The organism is Pseudomonas sp. WC2 (assembly GCF_050586545.1).
In the GTDB taxonomy this organism is placed as follows: domain Bacteria; phylum Pseudomonadota; class Gammaproteobacteria; order Pseudomonadales; family Pseudomonadaceae; genus Aquipseudomonas.
This window is the reverse complement of sequence record NZ_JBOBDR010000003.1, coordinates 80,492-100,155: the sequence shown is the minus strand read 5'-3', so window position 1 is coordinate 100,155 and position 19,664 is coordinate 80,492. Positions and strand designations below refer to the sequence as shown.

17 protein-coding genes are annotated in these 19,664 nt (G+C 60.8%); 3 read left to right on the top strand and 14 right to left on the bottom strand.

What is annotated here, in order from left to right; translation table 11 throughout:
- Positions 1-80 precede the first annotated feature (80 nt).
- Positions 81-2,447, bottom strand: a complete 2,367-nt coding sequence (locus ACQ4OE_RS04310) for a tetratricopeptide repeat protein (RefSeq protein WP_430945822.1) — start codon at positions 2,445-2,447, stop codon at positions 81-83.
- A 212-nt stretch (positions 2,448-2,659) separates the two neighbouring features.
- Between ACQ4OE_RS04310 and ACQ4OE_RS04305 the strand changes: the two genes are divergently transcribed.
- The gene (locus tag ACQ4OE_RS04305) at positions 2,660-3,337 is read left to right on the top strand and encodes a DUF3313 domain-containing protein (protein WP_430945821.1); all 678 of its coding nucleotides are present in this window, start codon (positions 2,660-2,662) and stop codon (positions 3,335-3,337) included.
- A gap of 119 nt (positions 3,338-3,456) precedes the next feature.
- On the opposite strand, the gene ACQ4OE_RS04300 is transcribed toward ACQ4OE_RS04305, so the two are convergent.
- The 12 genes from ACQ4OE_RS04300 to ACQ4OE_RS04245 form a co-directional block, all read right to left on the bottom strand.
- Complete coding sequence (locus ACQ4OE_RS04300; RefSeq protein WP_430945820.1) at positions 3,457-5,961, bottom strand: fused MFS/spermidine synthase; 2,505 nt, start codon at positions 5,959-5,961, stop codon at positions 3,457-3,459.
- A 192-nt stretch (positions 5,962-6,153) separates the two neighbouring features.
- Complete coding sequence (locus ACQ4OE_RS04295) at positions 6,154-7,734, bottom strand: arylsulfatase (protein ID WP_430945819.1); 1,581 nt, start codon at positions 7,732-7,734, stop codon at positions 6,154-6,156.
- 73 nt (positions 7,735-7,807) lie between these two features.
- Positions 7,808-8,830 (bottom strand): HAD family hydrolase, encoded by a 1,023-nt coding sequence (locus ACQ4OE_RS04290; RefSeq protein ID WP_430945818.1) that lies wholly within the window; start codon positions 8,828-8,830, stop codon positions 7,808-7,810.
- Entirely contained in the window at positions 8,827-10,242 is a 1,416-nt protein-coding gene (locus tag ACQ4OE_RS04285) for a hypothetical protein (protein ID WP_430945817.1), read from the bottom strand. The genes ACQ4OE_RS04290 and ACQ4OE_RS04285 overlap by 4 nt, the downstream gene beginning before the upstream one ends.
- Entirely contained in the window at positions 10,239-11,819 is a 1,581-nt protein-coding gene (locus ACQ4OE_RS04280) for a VWA domain-containing protein (protein ID WP_430945816.1), read from the bottom strand. Before ACQ4OE_RS04280 ends, ACQ4OE_RS04285 begins: the two co-directional genes overlap by 4 nt.
- 1 nt (position 11,820) lies before the next feature.
- The gene (locus ACQ4OE_RS04275; RefSeq protein WP_430945815.1) at positions 11,821-12,813 is read right to left on the bottom strand and encodes a vWA domain-containing protein; all 993 of its coding nucleotides are present in this window, start codon (positions 12,811-12,813) and stop codon (positions 11,821-11,823) included.
- The gene (locus ACQ4OE_RS04270) at positions 12,800-13,399 is read right to left on the bottom strand and encodes a DUF4381 domain-containing protein (RefSeq protein WP_430945814.1); all 600 of its coding nucleotides are present in this window, start codon (positions 13,397-13,399) and stop codon (positions 12,800-12,802) included. The genes ACQ4OE_RS04275 and ACQ4OE_RS04270 overlap by 14 nt, the downstream gene beginning before the upstream one ends.
- A complete protein-coding gene (locus ACQ4OE_RS04265; protein WP_430945813.1) occupies positions 13,396-14,331 on the bottom strand; it encodes a DUF58 domain-containing protein in 936 nt (311 codons plus the stop codon). Before ACQ4OE_RS04265 ends, ACQ4OE_RS04270 begins: the two co-directional genes overlap by 4 nt.
- On the bottom strand, positions 14,328-15,308 hold the full coding sequence (locus tag ACQ4OE_RS04260; protein WP_430945812.1) for an AAA family ATPase: 981 nt from the start codon (positions 15,306-15,308) through the stop codon (positions 14,328-14,330). Before ACQ4OE_RS04260 ends, ACQ4OE_RS04265 begins: the two co-directional genes overlap by 4 nt.
- Before the next feature lie 22 nt (positions 15,309-15,330).
- A complete protein-coding gene (locus tag ACQ4OE_RS04255) occupies positions 15,331-16,281 on the bottom strand; it encodes a transporter (protein ID WP_122595753.1) in 951 nt (316 codons plus the stop codon).
- Positions 16,281-16,466: a hypothetical protein gene (locus ACQ4OE_RS04250; protein WP_430945811.1), complete on the bottom strand. Its 186-nt coding sequence runs from the start codon at positions 16,464-16,466 to the stop codon at positions 16,281-16,283. The genes ACQ4OE_RS04255 and ACQ4OE_RS04250 overlap by 1 nt, the downstream gene beginning before the upstream one ends.
- Positions 16,467-16,476: 10 nt before the next feature.
- On the bottom strand, positions 16,477-17,265 hold the full coding sequence (locus tag ACQ4OE_RS04245) for a hypothetical protein (RefSeq protein ID WP_430946042.1): 789 nt from the start codon (positions 17,263-17,265) through the stop codon (positions 16,477-16,479).
- Positions 17,266-17,825: 560 nt separating this feature from the next.
- Here ACQ4OE_RS04245 and ACQ4OE_RS04240 point away from each other — a divergent pair.
- On the top strand, positions 17,826-18,194 hold the full coding sequence (locus ACQ4OE_RS04240) for a DUF6124 family protein (RefSeq protein ID WP_430945810.1): 369 nt from the start codon (positions 17,826-17,828) through the stop codon (positions 18,192-18,194).
- 175 nt (positions 18,195-18,369) lie between these two features.
- On the opposite strand, the gene ACQ4OE_RS04235 is transcribed toward ACQ4OE_RS04240, so the two are convergent.
- The gene (locus ACQ4OE_RS04235; protein WP_430945809.1) at positions 18,370-18,798 is read right to left on the bottom strand and encodes a YciI family protein; all 429 of its coding nucleotides are present in this window, start codon (positions 18,796-18,798) and stop codon (positions 18,370-18,372) included.
- 337 nt (positions 18,799-19,135) lie between these two features.
- On the opposite strand from ACQ4OE_RS04235, the gene tpx reads away from it, so the two are divergent.
- Positions 19,136-19,636 (top strand): thiol peroxidase, encoded by a 501-nt coding sequence (gene tpx, locus ACQ4OE_RS04230; RefSeq protein ID WP_095112063.1) that lies wholly within the window; start codon positions 19,136-19,138, stop codon positions 19,634-19,636.
- Positions 19,637-19,664: the final 28 nt, after the last annotated feature.

Here is a 19,664-nt window from a genome sequence, read left to right as displayed (position 1 = left end):
GCCCCTCACCCTAACCCTCTCCCTCTGGGCGGTCCGACGTTTCGGGAGGGCTAGGGTGAGGGAAGCCAATCTCCAGTCAATCACTTAAGCGCCGGATCACCCATATTCATCTTCTTCCAGCCCTGCAACAGCACCTGCGCTTTCGGCTCTTGCCCGCTGTCGAGGTACCACTGGATCAACGACAACCGCGCATTGCGGTTCGCCGGTTGGACCTTGAGCAGGCCTTCGAGCACGGCACACGCCTCATCGACTTTGCCGCTTTCATGCAGCGCCACCGCGAGCACGTAACCGTACTGCGCATTCTGCGGTTCCAGTTGCGCGGCTTTGCGCAGTGGCGTCATGGCCTCGGCCGCTTTGCCGGCGCGAATCAGCGACAAGCCGCGAGTGTGCTGTAACAACGCCGCATCCGGGTGCGCCTTGAGGCTGTCATCGAGCAATTGCTGCGCTTCCTTTCCGCGCCCATTCGCTTCCAGCCACTGCACCAGCGTCACCAGTGCCGGGTAGAAATCCGGATCACGTTGGAGCGCTGAACGCAGCAAACCTTCGACTTCACCGCTGCGACCACTGGCCTGATAGAGCATCGCCAGATTCAGATTGGCCTCGGCGCGCTCCAGCAGGCTCTTCTGCACCGCCTCGTACTCGGCAATCGCCGCGTCCCAATTGGCTTGCGCCGCACCCAGACCATTGTTGCGCGCGACGCTGAGCAGATCCCGCGCCGCAACGATGCGCACGGATTTCACCGGATCGCCCAGCAGCGGCGCCAACAACGGCGCACGCTCCGGTGGCGGCAGGAACGCGCTGATCGCCCGCACGGCACTTTCGCGAACCTGCGGCGCCGGGTTTTTCAGATCCTGAGTCGCCAGTTTCAACGCCTGTTCACTTGGATAAAGCGGCAGCTCCGCGAGCAATGTCGCCCGTTGAATCGCCGGCAGATTGCTGCGCTGCAACTGTTCATACAACGCGTCAGCCGCACCGGGCTGACCGTTGCGGATCAGCCACAGACTTTCGTCATAACGCGGCGCCCGCGGGGCGGTAGAGGCGCTCCATAGCTTGAACTGTGCGGTGACCTTGTCGCCGTCCTTGCCCTGATGACAGGTCAGGCAGGCGTCCGGCGTGCCGAGTTTCTTCGCGCGTTCCGGGTTGGGGATGCTGAAGCTGTGGTCATGGCGGAAGTCATTGCCCATATAGAACTTGCCGGGCATGTGGCAATCCACGCATTGCGAGCCGGGCTGGCCCAGGGTGTGGCGGGTGTGTTCGATGGAATCGTAATTTTTCGCTTGCAGGCCTTTGCCGTCGACGCCCTCGATCGAGGTCTTGCCGGCGGTGTTGTGGCATTGCAGGCACACCGCGTTGCCCGGTGCTTTCAGTTCGTTGCTGTGCGGGTTGTGGCAGTTGCTGCAACGCACGCCCTTGTCGAACATTTTGCTTTGCAGGAACGAGCCGTGTTCGAACACTTCATCCTTGATCTTGCCGTCCAGCGCATACAGTTCGCGGGTCAGGGTGCTCGGCAGGTAATCGTCCATCAGGCGTTTGCCGACCGTGTAGCCATCGCCCAACGGCGCGCGGCGCGCGTGGCAGCGGGCGCAGGTTTCGATCTCGACGGTGGCGTTCTTGTCCTTCAGGTCGACGTCGAAGCCCTGGTGAATCAGATCGCCTTTTTTCTGTGTCCATTCCAGGTGATTGGACGCCGGTCCATGACAGGCCTGACAGCCGACGCCGAGGCTATTCCACTGGCTGTTGAACGTATTGCTCGCGGCGTCGAAATTACGCTTGAAGCCGGTGGTGTGGCATTCGACGCACATGAAGTTGGCGTTCTGGCTCGGCTTGCTCCAGTGCAGCGGATTCTTGAAGCTGACGCCCTGGCCGGGGTAGAGGTGAAACCAGCGATGCTTCTCGGTATCCCACGCCACGCCGAGGGCCTGCAAACGACCTTCGCCGACCTCGATCAGGTATTGCTGCAACGGCGCGATGCCGAAGGTGTAGGCGACTTTGAAATCGGCATTCTTGCCGTCGATGCCCGGGGTGTTGACCCAGAACTCATCGCCTTTGCGCGAGAAACGCGTGGTTTCTTTTTCAGCCTTGAAAGTGACGTTATTGAAGTCGCCGAGTATGGTGTCGGCGTTGGCCGGTTGCATCGCCAGTTGGTGATGGGAGCCTTGCCAGTCTTTGACCTGCTCGGTGTGGCAGCCTTGGCACTGCTGCTCATCGACCATCGTTGCCGGTTGCAGCGCGACCGGTTGCGGCTTGGCTGCAGCGGGCGCAGGCGCAGTGATCGGCGCGGCGACTTTAGCCGGCGCTGAGGACGGCGCGGGGCTGAACAGAAACCAGCCGATCCCGGCCACGGCGGCCAGCAGCACAGCGATGGATACTGGAAACACATAACGTGAAAGTGAAGATTGAGACGAATCAGGGTCAGGTCGTGCTGTTTTATTTTTATGCTTGGGCATTGCGACTTCCGTAGTCCAGGTGCGTTTGCCGTCTGGCGTGCGTTCAAGCTCGATGCAGCTTTGCCGGATGACCGGCGCATGTCAAATGACGGTTGTGATCCGCCGCGCAGCTTTGTGTGAATTTTGTGCTTTGCAATCGCAATTACTGAGGTTTTAGCTATACCTGTAGTTCCCCCGGGCAAAGTTTTTGGCCTTCTGACAGGAGTTACAGCATGAAGCTAGCAGTAATGATGGGCACGCTGTGCATTGCTACCCTCGGCGTGGTGGGTTGTTCCAGCAAAACCGTCGCTCCCGATGAGTATTCCGGGTTTCTCAAGGATTACAGTCAACTCAAGGAGGCCAAGTCACCGTCCGGTGCCGAGGTGATGCGCTGGATTGATCCCAAAGTCGATATCAACAAGTTCACTAGCGTCTATGCCGAGCCGAGCCAGCTCTATCCGAAGCCACAGCCGACCGCAAAAATCTCCCAGCAGACCCTCAACGGCATCACCAGCTATTACGATCAGGCGCTCAAGCGTGAGCTGAGCAAATCCCTGCCGTTGGCCGCAGGTCCTGGGCCTGGGGTGATCGTGATTCGCCCGGCGATTACTGCGGTGAGCAGCAAGACTGAAGGCCTGCACGCGTATGAAGTGATCCCGATTGCTTTGGTCGCGGCGGCCGTCAGCACCGCCAGTGGCATTCGCGATCAGGAAACCACCCTGGCCACCGAAGCGGTGTTCCTCGACGGCGGCAGCAACAAGGTTGTGTCCCAAGTCGTGCGCAAAGGCACCGGCAAACCGCTGGAAAACGATACCCAAGCCTTGAAGGCCGATGACGTCAAAGCCGTGATCGACGGCTGGGCGAGTGACATGCATCAGATGTATCTGAAACTGAAGTCTGAATCCAAGTAATCCATCGAGGCTGCTGGCCTAATCGCCAGCAGGGCTGGCTCCCACAGGGGATTTTGTGAACACTGCAAAACCCTGTGGGAGCCAGCCCTGCTAGCGATAGCGGTGTCCCAGGCGCTGCATCATTGCCCGGTAAACCAGCGGAAATACGGATTCCCGCCATCCCAACGCATCACCTCCCGCATATCCCGCCCCCACGCATCCCGATCGCCGTCATAGGCATGCAGGCTCGCCCGATAAAACTGCATCAGCCGCTGGCGATGGGTTTCCATGCGCTCAGTGAAACCGGCATCGGCATTCACCAGCGGCGGTGGCTGATACAGATCCAGCAGCGCCGGCAGCACGCGGGTGATTTCCTTGCTGCGCACCCATGGCGCGTATTCGATGCGCGGCTGATCGTCGGTCACCGCCGGAGCATCAGCGGCAAAGCGCTCAAGCCCGGTCCGGTCAGTGACCCACGTCGCGAGCAGCGCGGCGGCGGAACCGATACCGACCTCCTGCAAAGTGCTGCGCACGCTGTCTTGCTGGAAGCGTTGGCTGATTTTCGCGGCATCCAGAGTCATCGGCTCCATCGAACCCACCAAGAGCATTTCGTGGAACTCACTGGTCCACAACGACGCGTACGGGAACACATCGAGGAAACTGCGCACCAGCGAACGTGAGTCGTCGATGTTCTGCGTGGGCAATGGCAGCCACTGCGCGACGATGCCGTGTTTCTCCAGACGACTCGCCGCCAGTTGATAGAAGTCCCGCGAATACAGATTGACCACGCCGGCAGCGGAGGGCGGTGGAGGCTCGAGGGTGATCAGATCGTAGGTCTGCGCACTGCGCAGCAATTCCTGACGGCCATCACGCAAGCGCACCTCGACGCCGGGATCGCTGGCCGCGTTGAAGTTGCCTTTGAACAGCGGCGCAGCCTTGACCACCGACGGCAGCAGTTCGGCAACGACGCGATGTTCCAGGCCCGGATAGCGCAACATCGCGCCCGCGGTGATGCCGGTGCCGAAACCGATCACCAGGGTCGAGCGTGGTTCGCCGTTATGGATCAGCAGCGGCAGCAGCGCCTGAATGCGCATGTAGCGCAGTGACGGCATCGCATCACCGGTGTTCGACACGCCTTGAATGTACAAACGGTGAAAGCTGTTCTCGCCGCGCCCTTGTGCGACCACCGCCACGGTGCCGCCGCGACCTTCTTCATAAAAGGCCAGAGTGCCGTTGCGCGCACCGGGCAACAGGCTGGCGAGTTTGTCCACCGGAGTGAACACGGCCAAGACAAGCGAGACCAGACCCAGAGCGACCACGGCCTGACGCCGACCTTTCTTGACGTGATGCCCTTTGCGCACCGCGAAATAGCCGATGCCCGCCGCAATTAGCGCCAGCAGACCCAAGGTGCGCACCAGACCCAGCAAAGGAATCAACAGGAAACCGCAGAGCATCACCCCCACAATCCCGCCCAGCGTATTGAACGCCACCACGGCGCCGACATCACGGCCGACCCGCTCCTGACCCACGCTCAGGCGCAAGGCCAACGGAAATGCCGCGCCAAGCAACAACGTCGGCACAAACACAATGCTCAACGCCGCCACCGCAAAGCGCACGCTCATGCCGGCCAGTTCGTTGGCGCCCAGGCTCAGCAGCCACATTTCTGCCTGACTTTGCGCGATTACCAACCAGCGCCCGAGCAGGGCAATCTCCAGCAGTGCGATCAATCCCGCGCCGGCAATCAACAAACCGAACACGCCCCACGGATCACGAATCCGCTCAACGCGACGGGCGAGCAAGGCACTGCCGATAAACAGCCCGGTGAGATAGGTCGCCAGCACCACGGCAAACGCATAGGTGCGGGTGCTCATGAACTGCACGATGGATTGCGACCAGACCACTTCATAACCGAGGGCCACGCCGCCGGCGATGCAATACAGCCACAGCGCCGTGCGATCAGGGGCCGTTTCTGTGTGATGTTTGCTGGGGGCGGCAACGGGCGCTGGATGCTGCCGCTGCAACCACAGCGCACCGGTGGCGGCGAGCAGATTGAGCATCGCCGCAAACAGCGCACTGCCGCGCACGCCGAGGGTGGCGATCAGTACAAACGCCGCGAGCAGAGTGCCGGCAATCGCGCCTAGGGTATTCGCTGCATACAACTGACCGCCGGCCTTGCCCGGGTCAGTCGCCAGCGATCGCACCAGCACCGGCAGCGTGCCGCCCATCAGTACGGCGGGGAGACCGACCAGTAGGAATGGCAGCAGCCAAGCGAACAGACCGACATGACCCTGAAGCGAGGCAAACGGACTGGCCGCCACGCTCATGGCAAACGTCGCACCGACGCCCAGTATCGCCACCAACACTTCCAGCCCGGCATAGAGCAAAACCGGCTGCTGCAAGCGATCCGCCCAGCGTCCGAACCACCAGCCACCGATGGCCAGACCGGCGAAAAACGCGCTGATGCCGGTGGTGATCGCGTAGACCTCTACGCCAACTACCAGCGACAGTTGCTTGATCCACAGCACCTGATAGACCAGCGCGGCGGCGCCGGAGATGCACAGCAACAGAGCGGGAATGAGCAGGGCTGGGGAGGTGGTTTGCGGTACGGGTATGGCCGATGGCTTGCTGGCGATACGTGAGGACATTGCGGACGCCTTAGTTCAAAAGTCATGGTGACTGGCTGATCGTTCCCACGCTCTGCGTGGGAATGCCTCATTGGACGCTCTGCGTCCGCTTCGGCAAGGGGCGCGGAGCGTCCCGGGCTGCGTTCCCACGCAGAGCGTGGGAACGATCAATAAGTCCGCCCGCCGATACAGGCGGGCGGCAGTCTTGCGCTCTTACTGTGCAGCTTTCATTTTTTCCGCGATTTTCGCATCTACCGCCGCACGAACCTGGTCAATACTGAAGCTCGCCGGTTTCTGGCTTGGTGGGTAGTCGACGAAGGTCTGCAGGAACGCAGCGGACTTCATCACGGCCAGTTCGGTCAGATAAACGTTCTTGCTCGTCCAGTCGTAGTACTGATCGGAAACGATGTCCGCACGTTCATACGGGTCCATGCGCAGGTTGAAGATTTTCGGTACGCGCAGGCACACGAAAGGCTCGCTCCAGACCTTGAAGCCACCCGGCTCACGTTGTTCGCAAAACACCGCTTTCCAGTTGCCGAAACGCATCGAGACCAGCACGCCATCGTCGTTGAAGTAGTAGAACTCCTTGCGCTCACTCTTCGGGCTTTGGCCGGTCAGGTAAGGCAGTTGGTTGTAACCGTCCAGGTGCACCTTGAAGTTGGTGCCACCGGAAGTCGGCGCCCAGCCTTTGAGCAGCTTGTTGGTCACATCGGTGTCACCGGCAGCGGCGAGCAAGGTCGGGAACCAGTCCAGACCCGAGAACAGCTCGTTGGATACTTCACCCGGTTTGATCTTGCCCGGCCAGCGAACCATGGCCGGCACCCGGTACGCGCCTTCCCAGTTGGAGTTCTTCTCGTTGCGGAACGGCGTGGTCGCCGCGTCCGGCCACGACCACTGGTTCGGGCCGTTGTCGGTGGTGTAGACGACGATGGTGTTGTCGGTAATTTTCAGGTCGTCGAGGGTTTTCAGCAGTTTACCGACGTCGCCGTCGTGCTCGATCATGCCGTCGGCGTAATCGTTGCCGGGCATTCCGCTTTGGCCCTGCATGGAGTCACGAACGTGTGTAAAGGCGTGCATGCGGGTGGTGTTCATCCAGACAAAGAACGGCTTGTCCGCCTTGGCCTGTTTCTCAATGAACGCTTGCGCTGCCGCCGTGGTTTCGTCGTCGATGGTTTCCATGCGCTTGGTGGTCAGCGCGCCGGTGTCTTCGATCTTGCCGTCGGCGAAGCTGTGAATCACGCCACGCGGGGAAACCGCTTTGACGAATTCAGGATCGTCTTTGGGCCAGTACGGGCGCTCTGGTTCCTCCTCGGCATTGAGGTGATACAGGTTGCCGAAGAACTCGTCGAAACCGTGGTTGGTCGGCAGGTATTCATCCTTGTCACCAAGGTGGTTCTTGCCGAACTGACCGGTCGCATAACCTTGCGACTTGAGCGCCTGGGCGATGGTGATGTCGCGTTTTTGCAGACCCACCGGCGCGCCGGGAACACCGACTTTCGACAGGCCGGTACGCAGTGGCGTCTGACCGGTGATAAACGTGGATCGGCCGGCCGTGCAGCTGTTCTCCGCATAGTAGTCGGTGAACATCATGCCTTCTTTGGCGATGCGGTCGATGTTCGGGGTCTTGTATCCAACAACGCCCATGGAATAGGCACTGATGTTGGTCTGGCCGATGTCATCGCCGAAGATCACCAGAATGTTGGGTTTTTCAGCCGCTGTGGCGGTTGCCGACAGCGCCATCACCGAGGTTGCCACCAGGGCGAATTTCGGTAGCCACTTGCGTATGCGAGTCATCTGACTTGCTCCTTTTCGCGGGGGTCGTTTATTGCGACTTACGTTTTTTGCAGTCTTGCAGCACGCTTTTTTCTTATTGCACCTGCTCGGTTACCGCTGGCTCGAACGGGTAGATCCGGCGCCATTCGCTCGCCATATCGACCACGGTCCAGCCACGGGAATTTGCTTCGTCGAGGGCCTTGTCGAGTCGGCCGATGTCGGATTTGCGGTCGTACGCCCATTCGCGTTTGGCGTCGGTGTGGTGCACCAGGCCCATGAAACGTTTGCCGGCGCCGGCGGCGGTCCACTGCAACATTTGCAGGTCACCGTCGGAGTTGCCGAAGGCGAGGATCGGCCGCCGGCCAATCACCGCATCGATGCTCTCCGGTTTGCCCGGGCCATCGTCGTTGTGCGCCAGTTTCGGCGTGCGCACGATCGAGGCCTGGCCGTCCTTGAACTGGTACGAAGTGATGAACGTGGTGCCGATCACCTGTTCCGGCGGAATGCCGTAGACCTTCTCAGCGAAGGCGCGCATGAAGCCGGTGTCGCCCCCGGAAACGATATAAGTCTTGAAGTCCTGTTTGCGCAGGTAGTCGAGCATTTCCAGCATCGGCTGGAAGATCATCTCGGTGTACGGCTTGCCGGTTTTCGGGTGGCGGGCCTGGCTTAGCCAAGTCTTGGCGTAATCATCGAAGGCTTCGGTGGTCATGCCGGTGTGGGTCGCGCCGACGATTTTCAGCAGGCCGTCCATGCCTGACGCGGCCAGGGCCTTGTGGTCATTTTCCAGTACAGCCTTGAACGGTTGGGTGGTTTTCCATTCCGGGTGCTGCGCGGCGGTGCGCTTGACTTCGTCGAAAGCAAACAGCAATTCGAAGTAGGCCGGTTGCTCGCTCCACAGGGTGCCGTCGTTGTCGAACACGGCGATGCGGTCGGCCGGTTTGACGAAATCCTTGCTGGTCTGGTCGGTGACGGTCTGGACGAATTCGATGATGCTTTTCTTCGCCGGGCCGTCATTCCACGACGGCAGTGGCTCATTGGCCTGGGCCAGCAGCGGCAGGGCCAGACCGAACAGCAGGGCGAGTCCGAAACGTTGGCGGTAAAGCATCGGGTTCGTCATGGGAAATCCTTCTCGTGAACGGGATTCAGTGGGCGCAGGGCTGGCGCCGGTTTTACCTGCTGCTGTTGGACCTGACTGTGAAGCGTAGTCAAGGATTCGCGCAGTTGAACGAGTGTTTGCTCGGTGGTCGGCTGACGACCGTAAAGCCCACGTAACAGTCCTTGCAGACGGGGTCCGGCGTCGGCCAGTTTCAGGCCCAGTCGACTGCGGCGCAGCCACCGATACAGTGCCGTCAATTGCGGTGGTTTGGCGTGCAGTTCGCCGTTGATGTGTTGCCAGGCGTAGTCCGGTGATTGCTCCCAGGCCAGTTGCCGCGCATGTTTGCGCGCCTGCCAGCGTTGCCAGCCACGGGTGAAGGCCGGGCGGCTCAGATAACCGACGGCAACCAGCGCGACGAGCAGGCTCAGCCACGCCAGCCAGCGCGTCGACAAGTACAGACGATTCTGGCCGAGCTGTTTGAGGTCGTCGCTGATCGAGAACACTGGTTTGTAGGCGCTGTTGGCCGCTGCTTCGAACGTCACGGCCGGCACTTGGGTGGTGCGGGTCTGCCGGGCACTCGAATCCCACCATTTCACTGCGACGGCTGGCAGGGTGAATGAGCCTGCCTCATCGATGCGGTAGCTGACACTGTCGATGCGCTGACCGCCGAGAATATCGCCGCGACCGTCATCCAGGCTGGTGACTTGCGGGTCTTTGCCATAGCGGCTCAGACCGGCGACCTCACCCAGCGCTGGAACAGGCAGGGCCATCGCCAATGCGCCGTCGGCCTGCAGGGTCAGTTGGCGGGTGACGCTGTCACCGACCTTCAGCGGGGTTGCCGAGTTGATAACGCTTTGCGTGAAGCGCAGACCGGTGGCTACCAGCGGGGTTTCTCCGGGTTGGAAGCCGGGCGGCTGGGCAGCGCTGAACTGCAGTGGTTGGCTCTGCGCGCTGATCTCGACGCTGGATTGGCCGGGTGTGGCGCGCACGGTCAGCGCTGGAATGTCGAAGTTGCGCGCGACATTCGGGGTGATCAGATAGCTGTAGCGCAAGCCGTTGAAGGATTGGCCGTCGATGGTCTGGTTGAGGTGCTGGGCCTGACCGTCCGGAGGCATGACCAGGGCGCCGTCGATTTTCAAGTCGGGCAGGGTGGCGGCGCTGGTGAACCAGGTGTCGGTGAGAACATCGACTTGCAGCTCGACCAGACCGCCGACCATGGCGCCTTCGGCGGGTTGCAGGTGGGTCTGGACTTTGAGTTGCGGGGTGGCTGCAAGGGCTTGCAGTGTGAACAGGCTTCCAGCAAATAAAGTCAGGAAAATTGCGCTGGTCAGGCGGGCCCCTTCGCGAGCAGGCTCGCTCCCACAGGGGGCCCGCGGTGTAAACGAAACCAATGTGGGAGCGAGCCTGCTCGCGAAGGTCGCAACTCGGTTCATGGTCGGCCTCCCTGCTGATCCTGCAGGCTGAACTTCTGCTTGAGAAATTTCGCCGGCGATGTCGTCAGGTTCTGCAACCACAGCGCATCGGACGCGGCCTGCTCAGATTCGACTTTCTTGCTCTGGCCCTTGCCCGGCGTCTTGTCGAATTTGACCTCGTCCGGTTTGGTTTCCGGTGCGTTCTTTTCCGCGCTCTCAGTGTCTTTCAACAACGCCTGCGCCAGCGCCAGATTGGCCGTTGCTTCGGGAAACTGCGGTTGTAGTTTCAAGGCCTGGGTGTACGCGGCAATCGCCTCATCAAACTTGAAGCGGCGCACGTAAATGTTGCCGAGATAGAAGTAGGCCTGCGGCGTGTCCAGGCGCGCAAAAGTCGCCAGGGCGAGGTCGTAATCCGAGGCGTGATAAGCCGCGACACCTTTCCAGTACGGGTCGACAAACAGCGCCGCCGCTTGCGGCCAGTGTTCATGCTCAAAGGCCCAGCGACCTTGTTGGTCACGGGTGAAGAACGCATCGGTCAGCGCGTTGGCCTGCGCCGGCGCCGACGGCCAGCCAAGGCCTGCCGCCAACAGCAGCGCTGGCATCCAGTTGACGCTCCAGCCTTTGCGCACGTTGAACAGGGCCAGCAACAGCAGCGGCCAGCACAGCCAGTAACCCGCGTCCTTCCAGTGCAGTTCGCGCAGTTCGGCGCTGGCACTCTGGAAATGCTGCTGGGCGTGCAGGTCGATCCAGTCCAGATCGTCGTTGTTGAGGGTCAGGCTGCCGAGTGGCGCGTCGACTGCCGAAGCCAGTTGTTTGAGCGCCGCTTGATCGAAACTGCCGACGATCGGCCGCCCGTTACTGTCGACTTTCGGTTGGCCGTTGGCAGTCTGAACAATCCCGCCGTCCTCAATGCCCACCGCCAGTACCAACACTTGCAGTTGACTGCCGCTGAGGCGTTTGTCGAGGCTTTCGAGTTGCGTGGTGTCGGCGCCGTCGGTGAGCAGCAGCAGGCTGCCTGGGGTTTTCTCCGCGCTCAACAAGCGTTTGGCTTGATCGATTACCGCACCGACGTCCTTGCCCGGTTTGTCGAGCAGGCCAGTGCTCAAGGCTTGAATGAAAGTATCGAGCAGGGCGGGATCATCGGTCGGAGGCAGCACCAGATGGGCGCTGCCGGCGTAGGCAATCAGCGCCGTGCGCGCGCCAGCCCGACGCTGGATCAGGTCGTGCAGCTTGTGTTTGGCCGCTTCCAGTCGCGTCGGCTGCACATCGCTGGCGTCCATCGACGGCGACAGATCCACGGCGACGATCAGCGGCGCACGATTCTCAAGAAAGTCTGGTCGATCCTGTTCCCAGGTCGGCCCGGCCGCAGCGACCGCGCCGAGCACCAACAGTGCGCAAAGCAGATGCACCGGCCGCAGCCGTTGATGATCCTGTGGCGTGACTAACAGGTGCGGCAGCAGATGCTCGGCGATGTTGCCGCGCAGGCGTCTCTGCAGGTCGCGACTGCGCCGCCAGATCAGCGGCAGCAGCGCGCCGAAAACCACCAGCAACAGCCACAGCGGACGCAGGAAGTGGAAGTCGCTGAGATTGATGTCCATGTCAGGCCTCCTGTCGCTGGCGGGCGAGTGACAGGCGCGGGCGCAACAGTGCGCCGAGCTGATACAGCGCGAGCAGCAGCAGCGCCGCCCCCAGCGGCCAATAGAACAATTCGCGCTGGGGCTGATGGCTGAGGGTTTTCACCTGATGCGGGGTCAGTTGATCGAGGGAGCTGTAGACCCGGTCCAAAGCGCTGCGATCCTCGGCGCGGAAGAACTGGCCGCCGGTGGTTTTGGCGATCTGTTCCAGCCCCGACAGATTGACCCTGGCCTCACCGGAGGCGCTGGGGTCACCAATGCCGATGGTGTGAATGATCACGCCTTTGTTGGCGACCATTTCAGCGGCGTGATCCGGGGTGATCGCGCTGCTGGTGTCGTTGCCGTCGGTGAGCAGGATCAGCACTTTTTCCTGCTCGTGGGCCTTGTCGAGCAACTTCAGACTGAGGCCGATGGCGTCGCCAATCGCGGTGTTGGGCCCGGCCATGCCGATCCCTGTGTCGGCTAACAGCAGCGACAGGCTGGCGTGATCGAGGGTCAGCGGCGCCTGCGGATAAGCGCCGCTGCCGAACACGATCAGGCCGAGGCGGTCGTCCTTGCGCTTGTCGATGAAACCCTGAACCACCTCTTTTACAGCGGCGAGGCGGTTGATTTTTTCGCCGTTGGCGTTGGTGAAATCTTCGGTTTCCATCGATTGCGAGATGTCGATGGCGAGCATCAGGTCGCGCACCGGTTGCTGGCGTTCGATGGGTTTTTCGACGAACACCGGGCGCGCTACCGCCAACAGGATCAAGGCCCAGACCAACAGATTGAGCAGCGACTGCCAGACGTTGCGCCGACTGCCGGCATTGGTTGGCGCTTCGCCGACCGCGCGGCTCATGGCGCTGAAAAACGGCACGCGCACCGCGCTGCGGGCCTCGTTGTACGCGGGCAGATAACGGTAGACCAGCCAGGGCAGCGGTAACAGCAGCAACAACCACGGGTAATCAAGCTGCCACATGATGATGCTCCACCCAGTATTGGCAGGTGTCGAACAGCGCCTGACACTGCGGCGCGGGGAGGGTGCGCAAAACGTCGTCGGGGGCGTAGGCGAGTTGGGCCAGTTGCGTGCTGAGATCGGCTGGTAGCTGCTTCTTGCTGTGCCGCTGCAAGAAGCTTTGCCAATCCTCCTGCCCAAGCGCCGCCGGCCCCTGTGGGAGCGAGCCTGCTCGCGAAGGCGGTGGGCCAGACACCATAGATGTTGAATGTGCCGGCCTTTTCGCGAGCAGGCTCGCTCCCACATTGACCGGGTTCCAGCTCGGGGATTGGGTGGGCATCGAAAGCGCCACGCGTTTGAGCAGTTCTGGCAGTTCACGCAAGGCATTCAAATCATCACTGCGACTGCGCAACTGGGCCAAACGCTCAAGCCCCTCACGCCGATAGGCATCCCGCCGCCATTGTCGATAGCGACTGATAGCGATAATTAGCGTGAGCAGAATCAATATCCCAAGCAACACCCACCAACCCCACGTCTGCGGCGCATAACTCACCGGCGCGGGCAGGGCCAACTCCTTGAGTTGTTCGATACTCGGGATATTCGGATTCACCGCCGTGCTCCGGCATTTCTGCCCAGTTCGGCGCGCAGCTGCATGTGGGCTTCTTCGGCGGTGCTGATCATCATCAGCGGCACCTGGCTGCGGCGCAGCAGGGTGGCGACGTCCTTGAGCCGACCGCTGAGAAAATCGCCCAACGGTTGATGCACGTTGCGTTTTTCGATGGCCAGCTCCACCTGCAACTCACCTTGAGTGACTAGCAAACGCCCATTGTTTGGCAGCTTCAAGGCCAGCGGATCGTAGACCTGCAGGGCGATCACATCGTTATGCGCCGACAGTTGCCGCATCAGTTGCAGGGTACGGTCACCGGCTCCGGCGAAATCGCTGACGATGCAGATCAAATGGTCATGCCCGGCCAGGGCGAGACAGCGCTGCAAGACCTTGTCCAGTTGATCCTCATCCTCGGCATCCGGATTACCGGCGTTCAGCGCGCGGTTCTGCTCGGCGACGCGGCTGAGCAGCGCTTCCACGCGTTTGCGGCTGCGCAGCGGCGCGACGCTGTCGATGCGCTGATCGTTGAAGACCAGACCGCCGACCCGGTCACCGGCGTGGAACACCATCCACGCCGCCATTGCCGCCAGTTCGGCGGCCACGGCGGATTTGAAGCTGCGTTGCGAGCCGAAGAACATCGACATGCGTTGATCGACCACAATCAGCGCCGGGCGATCACGCTCTTCGGTGAAGGTGCGTACCACCGGTTTGCCGGTGCGCAGCGAGGCGCGCCAATCGAGGTGGCGCAAGTCGTCACCCGGCTGATAACGGCGCAGTTCGTCGAAGTTCAAGCCGCGACCACGCAGGCGTGAGGCGTGGTTGCCGGCGAGGATGCTGCCCTGCGGCTGACGAGCAAGAAAACTCAGGTCACGGGCCTTGAACTCCAGCGCCATCAATTGCGCGAGAGAGACGTAGACCAGACCTTCGTCGTTCATGCCGGAATCGCCACTTTATCGAGAATCCGGTCCAGCACCTGATCGGCGCTGACGCCATCGGCGACCGCGTCATAGCTCAGTTGCAAACGATGACGCAGCACCGGATGCACCACCGCACGGACGTTATCCGGCGACACGAAATCCTGTCCCTGCAACCACGCATCGGCCCGCGCACAACGATCCAGACCTATGCCGCCACGGGGGCTCGCACCAATGCTGATCCAGCGGGCGAGGTCTTCGTCGTAATCGGCGGGGTGGCGAGTGGCGTTGATCAGGTCGATCAGATAGCTGTCGATGGCCGGTGACACATGCACCGCGCTGACCTCCTTGCGTGCCGCGAAGATCACCTCCTGCGACAGGCTGAAGCCCTTGGCCGGCGCGGTGTTGGCGCCTTGGGCGAATTCTTCGTTGCGCAGCAGACGCAGCACCTGGCTCTCGTTTTCTGCGCTCGGGTAATCGAGCAAAACCTTCATCAGGAAGCGATCCATCTGCGCTTCCGGCAACGGGTAAGTGCCTTCCTGTTCGATCGGGTTCTGCGTGGCGACGACGATGAACAGCTCCGGCAGCGGATGGCTGTTGCCGGCGACCGTGATCTGCCGTTCTTCCATGGCTTCGAGCAGCGCCGCTTGCACTTTCGCTGGGGCGCGGTTGATTTCGTCGGCCAGAATCAGGTTGCCGAACAGCGGGCCGGGCTGGAAGCGGATCTCGTTCTTGCCTTCGACCTGGTGCAGCACTTCGGCACCGGTGATGTCCGAGGGCAGCAAATCCGGCGTGAACTGGATGCGGCTCATTTTCGCATCGAGATGCTTGGCCAGCGCTTTGACCGTGCGGGTTTTCGCCAGCCCCGGCAGACTTTCCAGGAGCAAGTGACCGTTGGCCAACAGACCGAGCAGGATCTGCCGGATGACTTGATCCTGGCCGAGCACCGCTTCGGCAATGCTCGCTTGCAGGGCGTTGAGGTCAGTCAGTGCAGTCATGAGGCAGTCCTTTGTGGTTGAGCTAGAAAAACGCCAGGGTCAGGTTCACGCTGAAGCCGTTGCCCTCAGGGCGGTTTTTGGTGTCGAACTCCGGCACCCAGCGCGCACTGATGTTGGCCTGAGCGTCGGCGAATTTGCCGGCCCAGCCGATCACCGGCCCGGCACCGACCGAGCGTCCGCGATAACCGTTGAAGGTATTGGCGGTCTGGCCTTTGTCGTCGGTCAGTTGCTGGATATAACCGGCAGCGACCCCGGCGTTCCAGCCCTGGCCGAAGCCGTGGGTCCACAGGGCGTCGAGGCGGAAGATATTGCCGTTGCGGTAATCGGTCGCGTCGTTTTCGGTGTAACGCTCGAACGCGCTCATCAGGCTGAACTCGCCACCCTTGCCGTCCAGATGGGTGAACGCCACGGTGGGCATGAACGTGTAGTTGTTCTGCCCGGGGTTGGCCAAGCGATCCTTGTTGTAAGCACCGGTGGGCACGTAGATCGGTAGCGAAAACGAGATGTGGTTGAGCTGGTCGAAGTGATAGCCGACCGCAATCGGCGTGATCAGCGCGTCAGCGAATTGCGTGCCGGAGTCGCTGTCGCCCAGCGTCCGCCCGCGCGGCCCGGTGATGCTGGCCTTGATGTCGGTGTATTGAACGGGCACGCCGATGGCTGATGCGTAGTTCCAGGGACCTTTGCCGGTGTCCCAGACATGGGTGAAGTTGCCCATGGTGTACGACACTTTCATGTCGATCCCGCCGCTGACCGCGCCGGAAATCGGCGCACCGTTACTGCCCTTGAGCGAGCCGTCGTACCAGATGCTGGTCAACGACATTACCCAGCCGGGCTCGGGCGGCACGATGCCGGCGTTGGAAAACACCTGTTGACCGGTAATCGGTCGGCCGACGCCGCCCTCCGCTGCGTAAAGCAGAGGACTGCCGATCATGCACAGCGCCAGCAACGGGCGCACAACGTAAGGCTTGACCATCAAACACTCCGCTCATGGTTCTGACTGTGAATAAATTCGAATACCGGCAACGCCTGGCGCTCGGGCGCGGCCTTGAGGTCTGCCCGGACTGAAGGCGAATGGTGGGTGAAATCCTGTGCGCCGACCCCGCAGCTGACGAACATCGTCATCAGGCAGTAACCGGCCGCTTTGAGGGCTGCTCGCATACGGTTTTCCTTACTTGCCAAACGTCACGTTGATGCCGGTGTACACCACGAACTGCGGCAGTCCGTCGCCTTTGCGGTCAGCCGTCCACTGCGGCTCGACGAAGGCGTTGAGGATGTTGCTGCCGGACTTCCAGGCCTTGCCGACACCGAGGCCGATGGGGATGTAGTGAGTGTCGTTTTTCAGGTCGAAGGTCCAGGTGCCGGTGGAGCGCAGGTACCAGCCTTTTTCCAGGTTATGGATGATGAAGGGTTGCATCGTTGCGCTTTCGACGTGCGGGCGGTCGCTGTCGCCGGCGAAAGAACTCTGGTACTGCACCAGCGCGCCGAGCAGACCGCGCGGCGAGGCGTCGATCGCCACGGCCGCCAACCCACCTTGCCACTTGCCGGTACCGAGTTCGTCTTGTTCGGCGGTCGGCGCTGTGATCAAGGGGCCTACGCCCAGTTGCACACCCTCGGTTTTCAGAATGAAAATATCGAACAGGTTCAGATCGCCGATGCCGGTGCTGTAACCGTGATGCGGGTCGGGGCGGGTGCTGATTGGCAGCGTGGCGCGGACCAGTTGCGGCACGCCGATAAAATCATTGGGCGCAATCGGCAGAGTGCCGCGCAACAACACGTCATTGGTGTGAGCGTTGCTGTCGTAAAGTTTAGGGGTGTAGTAATCCTGCAGATTGGCGCCCGGTGCCACGTTCAGCGGGTTGTTGCTCTTGTTGGAGTCCTCGGCGTTATCCGCCTGCGCGCAGCAAGCAGCCGCTAGCGAACTCGCCAGAAACAGAGTCTTCCCCACTCGATTGCACATCATCCCCGATTCCCTGGTGGCTTTTGGACAGCTCGGCGCTTCACGGCCGTAGGGCGTAATCCCTTGCTTATCAAGCCTGTAGGACACGTCTGAATGACGCTAGCAGCTAATCGGGAGTTAGCCAGTCGAATGGATTAATTCTTTGGTTTTGTGAGCAGGATCATGGTGCTTTTGTGTACTAAAACGCTGGTGCCCGAGCATTCGGCAGCTCCTACCTGTGCGTATTTCAATTCGGGATGTTTAAAGGTTGTTTCGATTTTGCGGAACGTTCCCACAAGGTTTTCAGGTTGTCCGTCGGACGTCGGTTCTCTAGCCTGTGTTCGTCGCTGCCAAATCAGCGACCGGGACTGGAAACCCCGACGGGTATTAGTGGCGCGTACACGCCTTTCATAACGTATCCTTGCGCACTTCGAATGTGTGCACTCCGTTATGGCGGCTGTGCGCGGGAGACCTTCGGGTCGACCGGGTCGCCGCTGCCCGGGTTTCCAACCTGCGTACAGCTGCCACCTCTTCGTCCGGAAACCGAATGGGGCAGCTCCAATTTCCAGTGGAGTTACACCATGAAAAAACCAACACCCAATCCCCCAGAATCAGACGCCGAAACCACATCCCCCTACGCCTCAGTCGACAGCAAAAAACTCCACGAAGCCGCCGACCGCGCCCTCGATTTCTACCTCAACCCCTCCGCCCGCATCATGTCCAGCGCCAACGAGCCGGAACCCATGTACCTCGCCAATCCCAGGTGCAACACCGAATCCCTGCTAGCCAACGCCAGCGAAACCCTAGGCTCGGCCAGCGAGATGCTCATCAACTTAGCCGCCTCGCTGGAAACCTCACAGCGCAAGACTGCACTGGGGATCGCACAGGTCGTCATGTTGGGAGAACTCGCGGTGAATCAAGCCTTGGATCACGTCGAGCTCAATGACTGATCTCTGTTGAATGATCGTTCCCACGCGCAGCAAAGGAATGCAGCCCTTGACGCTCTGCGTCAAATTCGCAAGCTGGAACGCGGAGCGTCCCTTGAGGCATTCCCACGCAGAGCGTGGGAACGATCAATATCAAAAGATCGCAGCCTTCGGCAGCTCCTACATGGGGATATCCGGTTCAGCTGTTGTTCTTGGTTTGTTCGCGGATGCGTTCTTCTTGCGCACGAGCCTCAGGGGTGAATTCGGCGCCGAAGTCTTCGGCAGAGAATATCTGGCGGATTTCGATTTCGGATTCGGTACCAGGCATCGGATTCGGGCAGCGCTTGACCCACTCGATCGCTTCTTCTTTCGACTTCACGTCCCAGATCCAGTAACCGGCGACCAGTTCCCTGGTTTCAATGAACGGCCCGTCGATCACCGTGCGTTGTTCACCGGAGAAGCGCACGCGGGCGCCTTTGCTGCTGGGGTGCAGGCCATCGCATTCGACCAGGATCCCGGCCTTGGCCAGTTCTTCGTTGAAGTTGCCCATCTCGGTGATCAACGCTTCGCTGGGCATGATGCCGGCTTCGGAATCGGCGCTGGCTTTGACAAAGATCATGAATCGCATGGCGTGTACTCCGTGAATTAGAAGGATTCGTGAAGTAGTCGAACGGGCTGCAGGTGAATCGACAGGGTCTCTAAATAAAAGACCAGTACCAGCGCAGAATCCAATGTGGGAGCGAGCCTGCTCGCGAAGACGTCATCACATTCAGCATTTATGTTGACTGATACACGGCTTTCGCGAGCAGGCTCGCTCCCACAGGGAGAACTGCGCAGATTCTGTATACAATTTGTCGCGCAGGCCCCCAACAATTTAAAACAGGGCATAGGTCGCCGCCCGATTTCGTGGTTAACTTCGGCCTCTTGCATGCTTTCCAATCAAAAACACTAGAAGGACTCAAGTCATGGCTCAAGTCACCCTTAAAGGCAACCCGGTTCAAGTCAACGGCCAGTTGCCACAAGCCGGTTCCAAGGCGCCAGCCTTTTCTCTGGTAGCCGGCAATCTGTCCGACGTCACCCTGCAAGACTTCGCCGGCAAGCGCAAAGTCCTGAACATTTTCCCAAGCGTCGACACCCCGACTTGCGCGACTTCCGTGCGCAAGTTCAACGCTCAGGCCAATGACATCAGCAACACCGTGGTGCTGTGCATCTCCGCTGACCTGCCGTTCGCCCAAGCGCGCTTCTGCGGCGCTGAAGGTCTGGAAAACGTACAAAACCTGTCGACCCTGCGCGGTGCCGAATTCATCGAAAACTACGGCGTAGCCATCGCTGACGGCCCGCTGAAAGGCCTGACCGCCCGCGCCGTGGTGGTTCTGGACGAAAACGACAACGTCCTGCACAGCGAACTGGTCAAGGAAATCGCTGAAGAGCCAAACTATGAAGCGGCACTGTCCGTTCTCAAGTAACAGCTTTTACAATTGTTAACGGCCTGGC